The organism is Fictibacillus sp. 23RED33, assembly GCF_015903925.1.
GTDB classification, from domain to species: domain Bacteria; phylum Bacillota; class Bacilli; order Bacillales; family Fictibacillaceae; genus Fictibacillus; species Fictibacillus phosphorivorans.
In genome coordinates this window covers 227,070-243,339 of the sequence record NZ_JACZDX010000002.1, presented here as the reverse complement: position 1 = coordinate 243,339, position 16,270 = coordinate 227,070, and the positions used below count along the sequence as shown (strand labels likewise).

Sequence of the window (16,270 nt, the reverse complement as noted above, 5' to 3'; positions counted from 1 at the left end):
TGATGCTCTAAGGTTGGGTTTTTTGATGTGATTTGGGTTGGTTGAAGGTGAAATGTGATATATCAAGGATTCAGGTTGTGATATCGAGAATAACTGGGTGCTATATTCCCCGAGTTTATCAAGAAAAGTTCTGTTTTATCAAGAAAACGGTTTTTTACGAATAAAAAACGCTCACCTCCCAAAAAAGGAGGTGAGCTTTAGTTAAAGTTTTACTCTTTATTTTGCAAATGCGCCTGAAAATACATAACCGATGTCACCGGTTGAATTAACTTTAACTTTATAGAATACAAAATGATTTATACCCGTTGCATCGCTAATACCTTTTTCTAAAATCTGAACTTCGTTACCAGCTGCAAGAGTATATTTTTCTTTTACAATTGTGTTAGGCTCAGGTCTAAATTTTGTACTCGTAGTAATCTTTAATGTCTGCCCAGCTTTATAAATTTGGGTTGTCTTATTTTGAATATTCGTTTCGTATTGCAATTTTGGAGTGAAATCCAAAATTCCATTATTTACGGAGATATCATAGACCAAATTGTTAAAATTAAAAACCTTTACTTGGCTTGAACTTCTAATAAATTCAAAGATTTTATTTTGATAGTTTCCACTATTAGTAGGATGATTGATTGAACTTCTTCCATTATAAGCTAAAACAGCAAAATACCAGTTCTCTAAAACATCTGGGTCTCCATCATTAATTTTTGGTAACTCGTCACCTGTCCAGCTCCATTTTTCTTTTAAAAGCTCTGCTCCTACTTCAATGTTGTTCCTTGTATTATATTTCAGATCTTCAACATTTTCAGTAGGGTGGTTTGTAATTTGCATGATTCCAATTCCGTTATCGCTACTTACTATAGGTTCTCCGTTATTCTTAAACTGTTGAAATTTTAATGTATCTCCAGATTCTTGATAGGCGATCGCCTTTAAAATTTCTGGTGGAATTCCATTTTCAATTGCAACTTCCGTAATCAAGTCTTTCATTTTATTTTGCGGAAGAACTATTTTACTCATTGTTGCATTGTATTTATTGTTTAATGCAGTCTGTAGAGTAGGATAGTTAATGTAAGTATCATACGATTGATACTCATTTACCTTAACTGGTACAACAGAACTTGAAATTCCTTCTGGTAATTTCAGTGCTTGAATATCGTCTAGTAACATGCTTGATGTCACTTCGTGTTTAACACCCTTTATCAAACTCTCCGCTGGCGCTTTATACTTCACTAAGAAAGCATCTCTTGTAGATTGACCATGTACGCGATATAGAAGTTTAGCTTGTTTTCTGATTTCCTCAGACAAAACATGATAAGTATTTTCTAATTTTTCAAGATTACCACTACTAATATGTGTGTTTAAATTACTTTGTTGCCTTATAATTTTTTCACCTGCAGTAATAGCATCAATATACGCTATCGCTCTATTGACATATGTATCTACATTTTTCTTTAAACGATCGTTTAACACATTTCTCTGTGAAGCAGCGGGTAAGGTGTTTATAGCAGTTTGAGCCTTTAACCTATACTCTTTAGCTGCATTAAAGTTTTTCATGTCCGGTCTTGCAATTGTCTTAGTGTATTCATAAGATACTTGCCATTTCACAGTCCCCGCATACCCCTCAGCCTGCCTAACCAACTTCTCAGCCTCCGAATAAGTAGCCGCTTCTGCCGACTGTCCTCCCCATAACACTGCAGAAAACACTGTAGCTAACAGGGTCGTTTTTAAAACATTTTTCATTCCCAGTCCCCTTTTCATAAAAAATAACCTTTTAAAATACCATTCTAGTATCTCAAAAGGTTACATTCTTTTCCAGTGTTAGATTCCCTGTTTTTCCATTATTTATTATTGTAATCCGTTTAAAATAGCTAATTTTGATTTAGATGGTGTACGGTAGTCAACTAAGTTCGTATTCTTCTTTACGAAAAGTGATCCACCTAATCCATAAATACCGCCTTGTTCAGAACGATATTGATACACTCTATATTGTTGCCCCGGTTGAAGTGTTCGTTCTTTTACTAATGTACCTGCAGCTGTTCGCTTATAGATATCAGTAGACTTTAAGACTTTAACCTTACCAATCTGACCTTTAACCATTAATAGTCCGTCCCAATAAACTTTTGTGGGATCGATAGAAGAGGCTGATGCAGTAGCTATATAACGCTTTGCACCTACATAACGATTCTTCCAATAATAGTCGCTTAAGCCTGACTTTGTAACGCCGTTTGAAGCACTATGTATAAATTGTTGATTTCCAACATATACGCCTGCGTGTGAAGCACCAGATTTATATGTAGTAAAAAACACTAAATCTCCTGGTTGCAGATTGCTTTTTGATACTGAATCTCCACCTGCAAACATGTCGGCTGAAGATCGTGGCAAGCTCACATTTTGTTGTTTATAAATATATGTAATGAATCCAGAGCAATCAAATCCTGAAGGGCTTGTACCTCCCCATTTATATGGTGCACCTATTTGCTTTTTAGCATCTGTAACAAGTTTATCTATTGAAAAAGCATATGTACTTTTAGTTCCAATGGCTAATGTGAGTAAAATAAATAATATTCCCGATAGTGTAAGCTTTAAAACCTTCATTTCAAACCCCCTATGGTAATTTCTTTCCCTTACTACAAAATTTTACATCTTTTATCACAATAGTGCGGTTACAATTCGACAACTAATGTTACATTAAGATTACATAATGACTATTTATATGACTTTTTTGGTTCTAAATACCTAATTACTTTTCTTTCAATTTGTAAAAATGACATAAAATGAAATTCGAACATTCATTTTTCCTAGGTATTTGTAATGGAATGATAGACAATAAATGACAAAAAACCGCCTGTGATTTACAGACGGTTTTTATTCATACTATTTAATTATTGAATATCTGTTACAGCCCATACCATAGATGAATCGCCATCTTCATAAGACTCAAGGCTAACTAAAGCTGTAAATGTTCTACCTGCGTTCTCAAACGTGATAAGTTGTGGTTCAAAGTCTACTAATGGATCTTCTAACTCATACTCTACTACTTCGCCTTCTGCTGTCGTATTATCGAACATTACAGAAATTGTGTTATTATCAATCATTTCAATTGTGTACACGTTATAATTCGGATTATCATATAACATTTCTTCAATTGTAAAAGATGTACTTAATACTTCATAGTAAAGAGATTCATAATAAAAGTCATTTTCGACTTGATATAGCCAGTCCATCGCATTTGACAATGCTTCCGTGCTTTCTGCGCTAGTATCTGCTGCAGTCGCATCGTCTAAATGCATAAGAACCGTTACTGGAATAGAAGCTTCTTTTTTTACTTTTTCAGCCGGAGCTTTGTATTTTGCTAGAATTGCATCACGTGTAGATTTACCATATACACGATATAGAAGAATCGCTTGCTTGCGGATCTCGAAAGATAAGCTGTGGTACAACTCTTCAGTCGTGTCATCTCCAAAGTATCCATCATTCAAGTTGTTCTTAAGTTCGATTTGTACAGATTTGATTTTTTCACCAGCAGTAATAGCATCGATGTATGCTGCTGCTCTAGTAAGGTGAAGTTTAACATTATTGTTTAAACGCGTTTGAAGTGCTGTTTTTTTCGTTCCGCTGCTAAGTGTGTTTACCGCACTTTGAGCTTTTTGAAGTGAATCTTTTGTTTGGTTATATACTTTCATGTTTGGGTATTTGATCGTTTTTGTGTTTTCGTAGGAGATTTCCCATTTCAACGTTCCTGCATATCCCTCTGCAGTTTTTACTAACTTCTCAGCTTCTGTATATGTAGCTGCACTAGCACTGTTTCCTCCTGCAAATAATGCAAGAACGATTGCAAAGCTAAGTAATGACAATAAAGCTTTTTTCATTGCCAATTTTTACTCCCCCTGTAAAATAATTTAATTTTTTGGAAATAACTTTAATATTCCCTAACTAAATATAATCCTAGTTATCCTTTTTGTCTATACGATTTCATTCGACAAATTTTTACACGATAAAACCTTATTTGTAAGGCTTTCTTAGTATTTTTCTTATCTTTGTAAAACCTTTATAAAATAATTAATAATTTTTTATTGAGAAATAGCAAAAAATAAGTTAGGACCAGCTTTTGCTGGCCCTAATCTCTTATTGATAATATTGCTTTAATCCTTCGACAATCGCTGATGCAGCTTGATCTCTAAAGGAAGTTGTAGCCATTCTTTTCGCTTCATCTGCATTCGTTATAAATCCTAGCTCTACAAGAACAGATGGAATGCGAGTGTATTTGATTACATAGAAGCCAGCTTCCTTAACGCCACGATCACGCGTTCCTAACGTTTTGATCATGTTGGATTGAATGTTCGTTGCCAACTCTAAACTTTTTTCTTTTTGATACTGGCTATCGTAGAATGTTTCTGTTCCATAAGCCGTGCTTGCTGCCGCATTCGCATGAATGCTCACAAAGGAACTTCCCCCAGAATTGTTAGCAATTGCAGCTCGGTCTTCAAGTTCTAAAAATACATCGGATGAGCGGGTCATAATAACTTTTGCCCCAGCATCAGTTAGCTTTTTCTGAACTCGTAGAGCTACATCAAGTACAACATCTTTTTCTTTCAGTCCATTTGCAACAGCACCCGGATCCTTTGCTCCGTGTCCTGCATCAATAACTATTGTTTGACCTTTAAGCGTCCCGCTTCCACCGTCATATGTGAGATATGCGCTATGTACATATCCAGCAAAAGCTCCTGTGACATACACCCAATCACCGGATTGCGAGGTTACGGTTACTCGATCCCCCGTATGCAACTTACCAATAACGGAATAGGCTGTTGATGGACCCGTTCTAACGTTTAAATTATCCGTATTTACAGTGGCTTGTCGTCCGCTCGAGTGGGCAGGATTTAATAGATTAGAAAAGATTGTCTTTTCCTTTGCCGGCAACAAGACTAACAGTTTACTAATATCCGCTGTAAGAGATTGCACGATGTTTGTTTGTCCTTTTGACTTTGCTACAGCTAAATCGTCCAGCTTCATCTTAACAGTAACAGCATTTGCTGTTTTTCGTTTTACAGATTCAGCAGGTGCTTTGTACGTATTTAAGATGGCCATTCGAGTCGTTTGTCCGTATACGCGATATAATAGAAAAGCTTGCTTTCTTATTTCAGAACTCATTGAATGATAAGCTAGTTCTGTAGAATTACTTGCTGGGTTTTGAGAATAATAACTTTCGAAAGATGATTTCTTTTGCGAGATTTTCTTTCCTGATGTTATGGCATCTATATACCCTTGTGCTCTTGAGAGATGAAGTTGTACATTATTCTGTATTCTTGATTGTAATTCTTTTTTTACAGAAGAAGCTGGCAATGAGTTTACAGCTTGTTGAGCCTTATCTTTCGCGGCTTTTGTAGCGTTATAGACTTTCATATCCGGATATTTTACCGTTTTCGTATACTCGACTGAGATCTGCCATTTTAAAGCGGTAGCATGATTTTCAGCCAACTGAACGTGCTTTTTTGCCTCTTGAGACGACATCGCAAAGGTTTTTACTTGGAATGATAGTGTGAATAATACGGCTACGATTAGTGCAAAGATCCATCTCATGTTGTTACTTCTTACTGCAAACATTTTATTCTCCTCCCCGGTTTCAATTACACGTTATATATCGACCAGGGATTCGTTATCTTTATATAAATGAAGAAAATGAAGGTTAGGATATTATTAAGAAAAAATGATGGATGATATAAACACCACTCCCCTCCTAAAAGGTCCAATATGAGTTTAATAGTAAAATAGTAATATATTTTGAAATAAGTAACAAAAATGAAACCCTTTTCCATATAGTTTCGTCTAATAAATGTTAGAAATAATAAAATCGGGAGGGTCTTATGAAAAAACTTGTTTTTGCTTGTGCATGTCTGTTATTCACGCTATTCTTTTACAACTCTTCACAGCAAGTGAGTGCGGAAGATAGCCTAAAGTACAAGAACTTAGTTACAACGGTTGATAATGTTGAAGTGAAGTGGGGAGCATCATCCAATTATCATACGGTATTTACAATGAATAAAGGAACACGCGTTCATGTTCGAGATACGTTTGTAGGAACTGATGGACAGAAATGGATCTCTCTTGCAACCCATCGCAACAAATCAGGATGGGCTAAGGTAGATCAGTTTAAAGTTCCAGGACCAGAAGCTGGAAGAAAGGCACTCATTACAAATGATGTGGAAATTAGAAGAGGTGCTGATTTTGGATACGCACCAGTTGCTACATTACTTAAAGGCTCGGTAGCTACGCAGGTTGATGCACACATGACCTACTTCGGTGACATGTGGTATAAAGTAGATAATGGTAAGAAACAAGGTTGGTTAGAGAATGAATTTTTTCAAAATTATATGGATTATTATGGAGTAGGTACAGTTACAGCTGAAAATGGAACGATACGCCGAGGCGCATCAACGGACTACACAGTAAGAACAACATTAGTTAAAGGTAAACGTGTAGATACTTTTGTTAAGTTTATAAATAGCAGAGGTGAGGCTTGGTATCTCGTACAAACTCCGAAAAACGAAGGTGGATGGCAAGGCTGGATTAAAGCTAACGAAGTGTCCGTTAAAACGTTTTAAATAATGGGCTTAATCAAAAGTATCTTTACTTTTGATTAAGCTTTTTTATTTTCGTTGTTTTCGTATTTATCGTTGATTTTGATAGTATTTGATTCCCGTTTCATGTTGCTCGCTCCGCGTAGGGCAGGCGGTAAGCAAGATTCGGATGTTTCACTTTTATATAGAAGAAACTCACCCTTCATTGAAGAGTGAGTATTTGTTATTTTGGAAACGTGTCGTTTTCAATTGGTTGAATATAAATTTCATGAACGCCGTCCATTGTAATTAAACGCAGAACTTCACGTGATTGCGGTATATAGTAGTAAACATCACTTTCAGATTTCTTATAATGAGGCTTTCCAAGTGCAGCAATCCATTTTTTACTTTCCTCGTTTACAAGTGCATATGTCATGATTCTACGAGAAGTCTCTTTTCCGACAGGGCCATAATAAGAAATACCGAAAGTCATTTGAAAACCATTATCATTTTTTGGCGTTGCCACTTTCCATCTTGATACAGGTGGAAGTTCTGACTCTGGATCTCTATGTGAATGATAATCAGGTTTACCCAGAATATCTATTGTTAGTTGCGGTGGCATACCTAAAGACACACCATTTGCGTAGAATTTTCCGTTCTGAATCTTAATTTGGGTAGTCGGAATAATTGCCCCTTCACCGTTTACTTCTTCCCATTTTGCTTTTGATGGAGTCTTGTAACTCACATAACCCGGGATATTTGTTATGTAGTGGTTGGCACCTACAGCATATTGTCCACCATACTTTTTATCATATCCATATACACGATAACCTTCCCCTGGTTTTAGTACCCGAACCTCAACTAACTTACCGTTTTCTCGTTTCCACAGATTAATGGGTTTCATTATGGTTACTTTACCGACCTGCCCCTTCTTAAGTTCCATTCCTTCCCACATGACAGGTGGAGTATGAAAGGCTTTTGCTTCATCTCCAGGTGCTGTCGTAACTAATAATGCTGCTGTAATCAGACTCAAACTCAATTTTTTCATTTATTTTCCTCCTCAATATTTCTAATAATAAGACGAGGCCATCACTAAAAGAGTTTCGATTTTCATATTTTCCCAAAAAACAATACTATTTTACTATATATACAGATTGCTATTTTTACAAAATATTGTAATATTATAGTGTTCAAGATAAGTTATTCATTTCACTTTTCTCTTACCCTTACAAACTTGTCCGGTGGCAAGGTGTTGCTGTGCGAATTATAATTACTTGTCATATCGCACTAGTGATATTGAATAGTTTATTCTGTAATAAAATTTTAGGAGGATATCATGAAAAAATTATTATTCGTCTGTGCATGCCTACTATTTACGTTATTCTTTCACAACTCGTCACAACAAGTTAACGCAGAAGAGAATCTTATCAGAAAGAACTTAGTTACAGTGGTAGATAATGTAGAAGTGAAACGGGGAGCATCAAACAGTTACCAAACTGTCTTGACCATGAAAAAAGGAACTCGTGTTTATGTTAGAGATACTTTTGTCGCAAGTGATGGACAAAAGTGGGTATCCATCGTTACTCACGGTTATAAATCAGGATGGGCAAAGCTCGATCTGTTTAAAATTCCAGCTCCTGAAGCAGGAAGAAAAGCCCTAATTACAGCTCAAATGGAAATCAGAAAAGGTGCTCACTATGGTTATGATGCAGTGGCAACATTACCTGCAGGCATGATCGCTACTCAAGTAGATGCATTTATGACGTTCTCGGGTCAAATGTGGTATAAAGTAGATTCAGGAAAAAAACAAGGTTGGTTAGAAAGTGATTACTTTCAGAATTACATGGACTTCTATCATGAAGGAACCGTTACTGGTAAAACCGGCACATTACGAAAAGGTGCATCAACCGACTATGCAATCAAAACAACATTAGCTCAAGGAAGAGTGGCTGATACATTTACGAAATTCTTAAACAGCCGTGGTGAAGTTTGGTACTTGGTTAGAACGCGGTTAAATGAAGATGGCTGGTCAGGCTGGATTAAATCAAGCGAATTTACTATCCGATAACTTCAAGATTTGAAGCTTAATCAAAAGTACGCGTTACTTTTGATTAAGCTTTTTTATTTGGATAAAAGAAATAGCAGCTTTCTCTTTAAACCAGAAAGCTGCTACTCTTTTTACATTTAATTTTTTGTTACTTTTAGTTGGTACGGAGAAATGGCTGCATTTCCATGTACATCACGAACTTTGATGTAATAATTGCCTTTCTTCAGATTATAGTAAAGGATTTCTGCATCGCCATTTGCATAGTTATTACTCTTAGCAACAAGCTTGCCGTTTGAACCATATAGTTCAATCACTCCATCAACAAGTTGGAAATCAAACGAAATCGATCCTTTTGTCGTTGCATCAAGTGATAACTTATACCAATCTGAATCACCATAAGGCACTCCAGCGTTCAGGTATCCTTTGGCTTCCCACGTTTTCCCTGACTTTTTAAAGGAAAGTGGTTTAGAAGGGATGTTGTTCTTAACCTTAGAAGCAGCATCTTCATCCTTCATATTGTAAGGTGTAACAGAAAGTTGGTAAGGAACCATACTTGGAACAGGCTCCATGGTAAAGTTTAATGTAACAACAAAGTACCCTTTACCTTTTTCTGTTTTGAAAGCCCCTTGTTCGCCTTCATTTTCGTAATTGATATCAATAATACTTTGTGTTCCGAACTCATCTTCATCTAACGTTCTGTTACCATTTAAATCTTTTAGAACAACTACTACACCATCAAGTGGTTGTTGAAGTTCTGCAGGATATTTTTTCTTTTGATCTGCTGTAAGCTGAAGTGGTTTCCAATCCACACCGTACAGACCGGTTTGTTGAGCTTTCACATAAAATACATCCTGATCGTTGGATAAAGAGTAGTTACCCTTTACGGTTGAACTCTTCATATCTTTCACGTCAGTCAGACTATCGTTTGGCTCATTAGCATCTCCAAGACCATCAACGACAAGCTTACTCTTGATTGAATAAGGTTCAGTCGTGAATTGGAATTCTGGAGAAGCTACGCGGATGTAGTATTCTTCCTTGGAAGATAGACCTGCGAGCATCTTCGCTTTTCCTTTTATAGACCACCAATCAAAAGTAACATTGTATGTGACTGGTTCAAAATAAGCTTCGTCTTCCATCTCAACGACTTTTACAATTTCAACGATTGGTATTGCACCAGAATCAGAGAAATCGAATTCATATACGCCATCTTTGGAAGGTGATAATTTAAACCAATCTTCGTCATCCATCGTTTGAAGGTAAGCAGTTGCTCCTTCTTCTTGGTCATACTCAGGCGCCATCTCACGAACCATAGCAACCATGTCTAACTCTTCTTCCTCTTCCCCTTCACCACTTTCATGGAACTGGGCTTTCACTTTATCTTCTACTGTAACATTATCTTCAGATTTCTCTTCGCCTTCCTCATCCCAAATTGGGAAGCCGTCCTCATCTTCAGGTATTTCAATCGCATTTACATTTAATTCATAAGGTAATGCAGATGAAGGGAACGTACTTTCTTCATTTTGTTCTGCAGATGGATCAAAGAACCCAAAGAAACTGTTCGTGTGGTTATTTACCTCAACAATAATTTCCGCTGCTGGATCAGCTTCTACATAAAGGGATTCAGATTCTCCAATGCCTTTATTATTGATGATTTCAACCGGCTCTAGAGCCATGTTTGCCCATTCTTCTTCCCATTGCTTTCTTTCTTCTTCTGTAAGATCCTCTGGAAACTCAGGCATTTCTTCTTTTACATAATATGCAATCGTTCCATCAATTCCTGCTACCCCAGATAGATCAATCTTCAATGTTTTTGGCTCGTCTACCTTAATGCTGTAGTAATCAGAATCGCCGTCTTCACCGATGAATATATTTGAGAGACTTTTGTCTTTATAAGGAATTTCCTTAATAACGGTTGGATTTTCCTCTGTATTTGTATCTGCTGGTAATTGGATTAATTTCATCGCCTCAAGCGTGAAATTAGATTTTCCACCAGCATGATAATTTCCGTTGGCATCTCCAACACTCATGACTAGTGTTCCATCTTTATCAGCTGTATAAAGATGTCCTTCCTTTTTACCTTCTGCCACTTGATTTACGACAACAGGCTCAGCAACACCTTTAGAATCAATCATGTAGAATGATAACTGATAGTCATAGTTAGCTGCACCTTTTAAGGTTGTTTGGATAGACTCTCCTTTTTTCAGTGCCACTTTGTAAAACTTTTCTTCATACGGTTTACGAATGGAATCGTCTATTTTCTTGAAACGTGGTCCAAGCGTTAAACTTTCAGCTGCTTTTAATAAACCTTCTTTGTTCTTCACAACCGTTACGGACGCTGGAATTTTTTTCACATCAAACTTTAACGCTGCAACAGGATCTACAAGTCCTGCTCCATAATGTATATCATAGCCTTGTCCACCAAGATCTTTTGCACTTTGCTCTAAAATATATTCAACCTGTCTTGGTGTCAGGTTCGGATATTTGGAAAGAAGAAGAGATGCTACTCCTGTTACGACTGGAGCTGACATGGACGTTCCGCTCATCGAATAAAAAGTAGATCCTTTTTCCATATCATAAAGAGGAGCATACACTGCTTCTCCTGGCGCTACTAGATCCACAGAAGGACCGAAAGTTGAATAAGAAGATAATTTATTCTCTTTATTCGTAGATCCTACACTGATTACCCCTTCAAACGCCGCTGGGTAGTTCAACTCATTTACCCCACTGTTTCCAGCTGAAGCTATAATTGGAATACCTGCATCTAATGCTTTTTGAACTGCTTCTTTAATAAGTGGAGATGGATATGATGAACCCAAGCTCATGTTGATTACATCTGCTTTTTGCTGTACGGCATATAAGATTCCCTCTGCTACCGTATAATCAGATGCTCCCCATCCACGACCAAATACATCAATGGAGAGAATACTCGTATTTGGATTAATTCCGTATCCACCTACTCCATTGTTCTTTTCAGAAGCAATGATTCCCGCTACATGCGTTCCGTGAAAATCAGGCATCGCTTGCTGCAACGGATCTGTTGTATTGTATGTAGGCAGCATCTTGTTCTTAAGCTCAGGGTGCTTTGTATCTGCACCTCCGTCAATAACAGCTATCTTCACCTTATTCTTTCCAGCTAACTTTTGAGCTTCGGCAATTTTTAATAAAGATAGATGATACTGCTTACTTACCTTTGGATCGGGAAGGCTATATGGCACATATGTTGCACTTGGCGTTACGGTAATAACCTGGTTCATTTTTTGATAGTTCTTGATAACATCTTCAGGCTTTTTCCCTTTTTGAATCTTTACGATGTCATAGTTTAAGCCTTTCATCTTTCTTACAAAAGTTGTACCTGCTCGCTTATGATCTTCCTTCGAGAGAGGCTTCGTATATTTTACAGTAAATTCTGTGCTACTAAGCTCTCCGTTCTGCTTTCTAATCAGGTCATACTTGTTTTGCGTTTTCTTTCCCTCTTCTAAGTATTGCTTAAACGAAAGTTTACTTTTCGTTACTGGTCCCTCAGCCCATACAGTTGTAAAACCTGTACCTAACAAGCTAAGAGACAAGCCAAGCGATGTCACACTCTTCTGCCACTGCTTCAAGCCTTCACACCCCATCAGTATAGTAAAATATGGAAACTACAAATCTATCATAGCATGATAATTTGGAAAAAAATATATAAAAAACCCTCCACTAAAAAATATTTTTTGGAGGGTTTACAAGAGTTATTTTGCTTCATTTAAAAGTCGTTCAATTGCGTTATTTTGAAGCAGAAAGTCTGATATTTCAGCCTCATGTCTCACTCGATCATAATAGGCTTTGCAGTTACTCACATCTACTTTTGTGCCGGTTGAGGTAGAGGCACAAATTCCGTTCTCAAAAACCCCATCTGGCGACATTCTAAAATCATAATCTGCAGAAAAGAACGTATAGGGAGTGGTTTCATGTCTAAAACCAACATAGCCTTCTTTCTTCACGTTCAGATCATAACCAATCTGATAGAGAGGTTGCTCAATGCCGAACAGTGAAGTAAGGGTTGGAGCAATATCCATCTGGCTTCCAATGATTTTGTTCACTTCGCCTTCGGATTGCGTTGGTCTATGAATAACGAGTGGAATATTAAACATCTCTTTTTGCGTATTTCGAATATTAATGGTTTTCTTCATTAGAGCTGACTCACTTTGAAGAAGTCCGTAATGATCACCGTAAAAGGCTATAACTGTTTGATCATATAAACCTTCTTCCTTTAGGTCAGCTATGAACTTACCAAACGCTTCGTCAGCGTAACGAACATTTTGTAAATAATCGCCTACTTGAGTGTTCACCAGGTCTTGTGGGAGGTCTAGAAGTTGCTCTTCCTTAGGTAGTTTGAACGGTCTATGGTTGCTTAGCGTAATGAAGAATCCGTAAAAAGGACCTTTCTCGGATTGCTTTTTCCAAATTGGAATCATTTGATCAAACATACTTTTATCTGAAATCCCAAGACCCAATTGCTTACTTGAATCAATGTCAGGATGTTCGATGCTATAAAATTCATCATATCCTTGAGCGGGATAAGCATTCAGTCGATTCCAAAACTTTGGATCATTGCCATGAACAGCACTCGTCTGATAGCCTTCCTTCTTTAAAATTTGGGCTAATGATTGTAAGGTTGTCTTCTCATAAGCAAAATACGCGGCTTCGTTTTCGCTAGGATACAATGAGTTGTTAGAAACAAATTCCGCGTCAGATGTATTACCTTTACCGATTTGTAGATAAATGTTCGGATAATAACTGCTTTCCTTAACAAAGGCGTTCAAGTGCGGTGTTACTTCTTGATTATTAACAACGAGATTAATTACATAATCATTTAGAGACTCCGCTTGAATCATAATAAGGTTACTGCCCTTTGCATCTCCAAAGTATGGCGATTTCTTCTGTAAATCCTGTCGCTTCTGGAGCTCTTTTTTGATTTGTTGAAGTTGATCGATGTTCTCTTCCTGATTAAATACTTCAGCCGCTTGAGCTTGCTGTCTGTAATAATGAAAGGTTTCGCCTAAATGCATACCAACAATTCCGACTCGCGATGCTTTGTAAGCTGGTGTGAAATCAGGATGAATTAAGTAGGTGTAAATGGATTTCATGATCAGAATTCCTACTAAAGCAACACCGAGTGAAATACCGAAGCGTGCACGGAACTTTTTTGATGTTTGATGTAATGGGTAGAAAAAATCACAACAAGTAAAAGAACGTCAATAAAGTAAAGAATGTCCGTTATTCTCATCAAACTTGTAACTGAGTCATTCACTTCACCAAGTTGCGTGGCTTGTTTAAACAATTCAATGGATAATAAAGAATGATAATAGCGTTGATAAACCACGTCGGCATAAAGTAAGAACGATACGAAGAAATAAATTATGAAAGAAATGAGATACGTAATTTTCGTTATTCTATAGAGCAATGGACTTATTACAATCAATAATAACCCAAAACTCGAGATCAACAATCCTTTTGTATGGTGAACGTTCACTAACACTTGAGAAAAATATATGCTTTTCCAAGAAGAACCGATCATAATAATAGTAGAGATTGTTGCTAAAAAAATGAGATTTCTATTTTTACAAATATTCACGCATATCAACTCACTTTCTATCTAACCATTTAACTCATTTCGACATGAAGCTACTAATTTCCTATCGTTTTTGGCTCAAGATTTAAATACAGGAATTTATGATTTTACCAAATGCAAACCCATACTATTACGAGTGTCAAAATTCATTAATAAGATAAAAAAGTCTTCTTGTACTACAAGAAGACTTTTTTCCTAGTTTTGCAGCTTAGAACCTTTGATCAGCGATAATGACAATTGTTTTCTGCTACAAAGGAATCAAATAATCAAATAATCAAATAATCAAATAATAAGCGATAGGTAACGCCCTTTAAGAAACATATTATCTGACAAAACCGTTCTATTATTATAATAAGGATTTTGGATACCTAAAAGCAGAGTACTAACAAGGTGAAATCTGTCATTTATAGTTAAAGTTTAGTTATTACTGCATACCACTCTATATTTACTAAGTTATTTTCCGAATTATCATAATAAAATTTCAGGTTGTAGTAATCAGTTTTTTATTATAATCTAATAAACATGAGTTTAAATATATAACATAAATGGGGTTTAATTGTTGAAAAGTATATTTTTGGTTAATGCTTTACCTGTAATAAGGAACGAAATGCATATGCTTGTAAAAACAAATTTTCCTTCATTAAAATTTTCTAGTTATACAACTTTAAATGAATGTTCTACACATTCATTTAATAAGCAAGATATTCTTATCGTGTATATGGAAAGTCCAATTGAAAGTGTATTAAAGATATTAAAATCTTTGCAAAAAAAAGGAGTTAAAATAGTAATATGGATAGGTTCAAATAACGAAAAAGAAATACAATCTTTTCTATTAAAGAAATTTATAGGTTATTTTAATAAGGAGATTGGTCATTCAGAAATAGTTGTAGGCTTAAATCATATAGCTGCTAATAAGCCTTATTTGCATCCTCAACTTTCAACTTATTTATTTACTTTGTACCTTTTAGAGAACCGAGAACTCAAACAAGCTAAAGATTCCTCATTATCAGCCCGAGAATGGGAAGTTCTACAATATTTAGCAAAAGGCTTAAATAACAAAAAAATATCAGATCAACTGTTTCTAACAGAGAGTACGGTTAAGAATCATGTAAGTGCTATTCTTCGTAAACTAGATGTCCCAGATCGCACTTCCGCGGTCCTGATCGCGATAAAAAATCGTTGGGTACAAACATAAATTAAACTAATAATGCTTAAGAGCAAGCACATTAGTAATGCACTTGCTCTTAAGTGGATGTGTTTAGATTAATTGTAGATCGTTTAGTATTCTCTCTACATCTCATTATATCGGTTGGTTATGCATTTTCTTGAGAACTAATTCTATTACTAAATTAAAATGCAATTTAATTAATTCAAAAATAACAATTTTAGTTATGGCCAATAAAATATTGAAATGTAAAGATCCCTTTAAAACAGAACAATTTTTTTGTTAGTTCTCCGTAATTGGAGGGGTAACAACTTCCACCTACTCTGATATTGCAAAACAATTCAATAATGAGCCTATAAAATGCATCATAAACAGGTTTGTACAGTATGCAAATTCTAAGTTTTTTAAGAGTACCTTATAAAAAATAGATAGTTAAAATAGAGGCAAACTCCCCCTCTATTTCATACACTTAAATATGTTAAAGTTTGTTACTTATAACGTAAAGCCATAATACTAGCAATTAATAAGAACAGCGAAGCAAGAATAAAAAAACCATTATTCCATAAACCGATAAGTGCAATTAAAAGTCAATGTTCATCCAGAAATTTTTGACCATTCAAAATCTCCTTAAAAATATATGAAACCAATTTCGCCTTTTTTCATCCACCAAATATTCATTTTTAAACTTATAGCAAAAAGGGGAGGACAATAAGAATTCCCATCCTCCAGTTTAGAATTTTTCCTATCAACAATATGCATTGTACGGTTTAAGTTTTCTATCTGTTGTAGCATAATACATCCTATTTTGGGATACTCGCTGAATAATCAACCAAACCCGAAGTTTTGCCTATCCTGCATACCTTTTCATTTTGTGAAACCGCCCTCTTGAGGATGTATGA

General features: G+C 35.9%; 10 protein-coding genes. 3 read left to right on the top strand and 7 right to left on the bottom strand.

Annotated features, from left to right (window positions below):
• Positions 1–216: 216 nt before the first annotated feature.
• The 4 genes from IHV09_RS09490 to IHV09_RS09475 all read right to left on the bottom strand — a co-directional run bounded on the left by IHV09_RS09490 (position 217) and on the right by IHV09_RS09475 (position 5,598).
• On the bottom strand, positions 217–1,734 hold the full coding sequence (locus tag IHV09_RS09490) for a transglycosylase SLT domain-containing protein (protein WP_197264327.1): 1,518 nt from the start codon (positions 1,732–1,734) through the stop codon (positions 217–219).
• A gap of 105 nt (positions 1,735–1,839) precedes the next feature.
• Positions 1,840–2,589: a C40 family peptidase gene (locus IHV09_RS09485; RefSeq protein ID WP_197264326.1), complete on the bottom strand. Its 750-nt coding sequence runs from the start codon at positions 2,587–2,589 to the stop codon at positions 1,840–1,842.
• Positions 2,590–2,876: 287 nt separating this feature from the next.
• Positions 2,877–3,863: a hypothetical protein gene (locus IHV09_RS09480; protein ID WP_231618271.1), complete on the bottom strand. Its 987-nt coding sequence runs from the start codon at positions 3,861–3,863 to the stop codon at positions 2,877–2,879.
• Between the two features lie 256 nt (positions 3,864–4,119).
• Positions 4,120–5,598 carry an N-acetylmuramoyl-L-alanine amidase gene (locus tag IHV09_RS09475; protein WP_197264324.1) on the bottom strand — a complete coding sequence of 493 codons (1,479 nt, stop codon included), beginning with the start codon at positions 5,596–5,598 and terminating at the stop codon, positions 4,120–4,122.
• Positions 5,599–5,858: 260 nt separating this feature from the next.
• On the opposite strand from IHV09_RS09475, the gene IHV09_RS09470 reads away from it, so the two are divergent.
• Positions 5,859–6,596 (top strand): SH3 domain-containing protein, encoded by a 738-nt coding sequence (locus tag IHV09_RS09470; RefSeq protein WP_197264323.1) that lies wholly within the window; start codon positions 5,859–5,861, stop codon positions 6,594–6,596.
• Between the two features lie 199 nt (positions 6,597–6,795).
• Here the strand turns inward: IHV09_RS09470 and IHV09_RS09465 are convergent, their stop codons facing one another.
• Positions 6,796–7,584, bottom strand: coding sequence for a hypothetical protein (locus IHV09_RS09465; RefSeq protein ID WP_370568965.1), 789 nt, complete (start codon positions 7,582–7,584; stop codon positions 6,796–6,798).
• Between the two features lie 303 nt (positions 7,585–7,887).
• Between IHV09_RS09465 and IHV09_RS09460 the strand changes: the two genes are divergently transcribed.
• The gene (locus IHV09_RS09460) at positions 7,888–8,619 is read left to right on the top strand and encodes a hypothetical protein (RefSeq protein ID WP_197264321.1); all 732 of its coding nucleotides are present in this window, start codon (positions 7,888–7,890) and stop codon (positions 8,617–8,619) included.
• A 116-nt stretch (positions 8,620–8,735) separates the two neighbouring features.
• On the opposite strand, the gene IHV09_RS09455 is transcribed toward IHV09_RS09460, so the two are convergent.
• Both IHV09_RS09455 and IHV09_RS09450 read right to left on the bottom strand, forming a co-directional pair.
• On the bottom strand, positions 8,736–12,200 hold the full coding sequence (locus tag IHV09_RS09455) for a S8 family serine peptidase (RefSeq protein WP_197264320.1): 3,465 nt from the start codon (positions 12,198–12,200) through the stop codon (positions 8,736–8,738).
• Between the two features lie 123 nt (positions 12,201–12,323).
• Entirely contained in the window at positions 12,324–13,721 is a 1,398-nt protein-coding gene (locus tag IHV09_RS09450) for an LTA synthase family protein (protein ID WP_197264319.1), read from the bottom strand.
• Positions 13,722–14,765: 1,044 nt separating this feature from the next.
• On the opposite strand from IHV09_RS09450, the gene IHV09_RS09445 reads away from it, so the two are divergent.
• Positions 14,766–15,401, top strand: coding sequence for a response regulator transcription factor (locus tag IHV09_RS09445; RefSeq protein WP_231618239.1), 636 nt, complete (start codon positions 14,766–14,768; stop codon positions 15,399–15,401).
• The last annotated feature ends 869 nt before the right edge of the window (positions 15,402–16,270 follow it).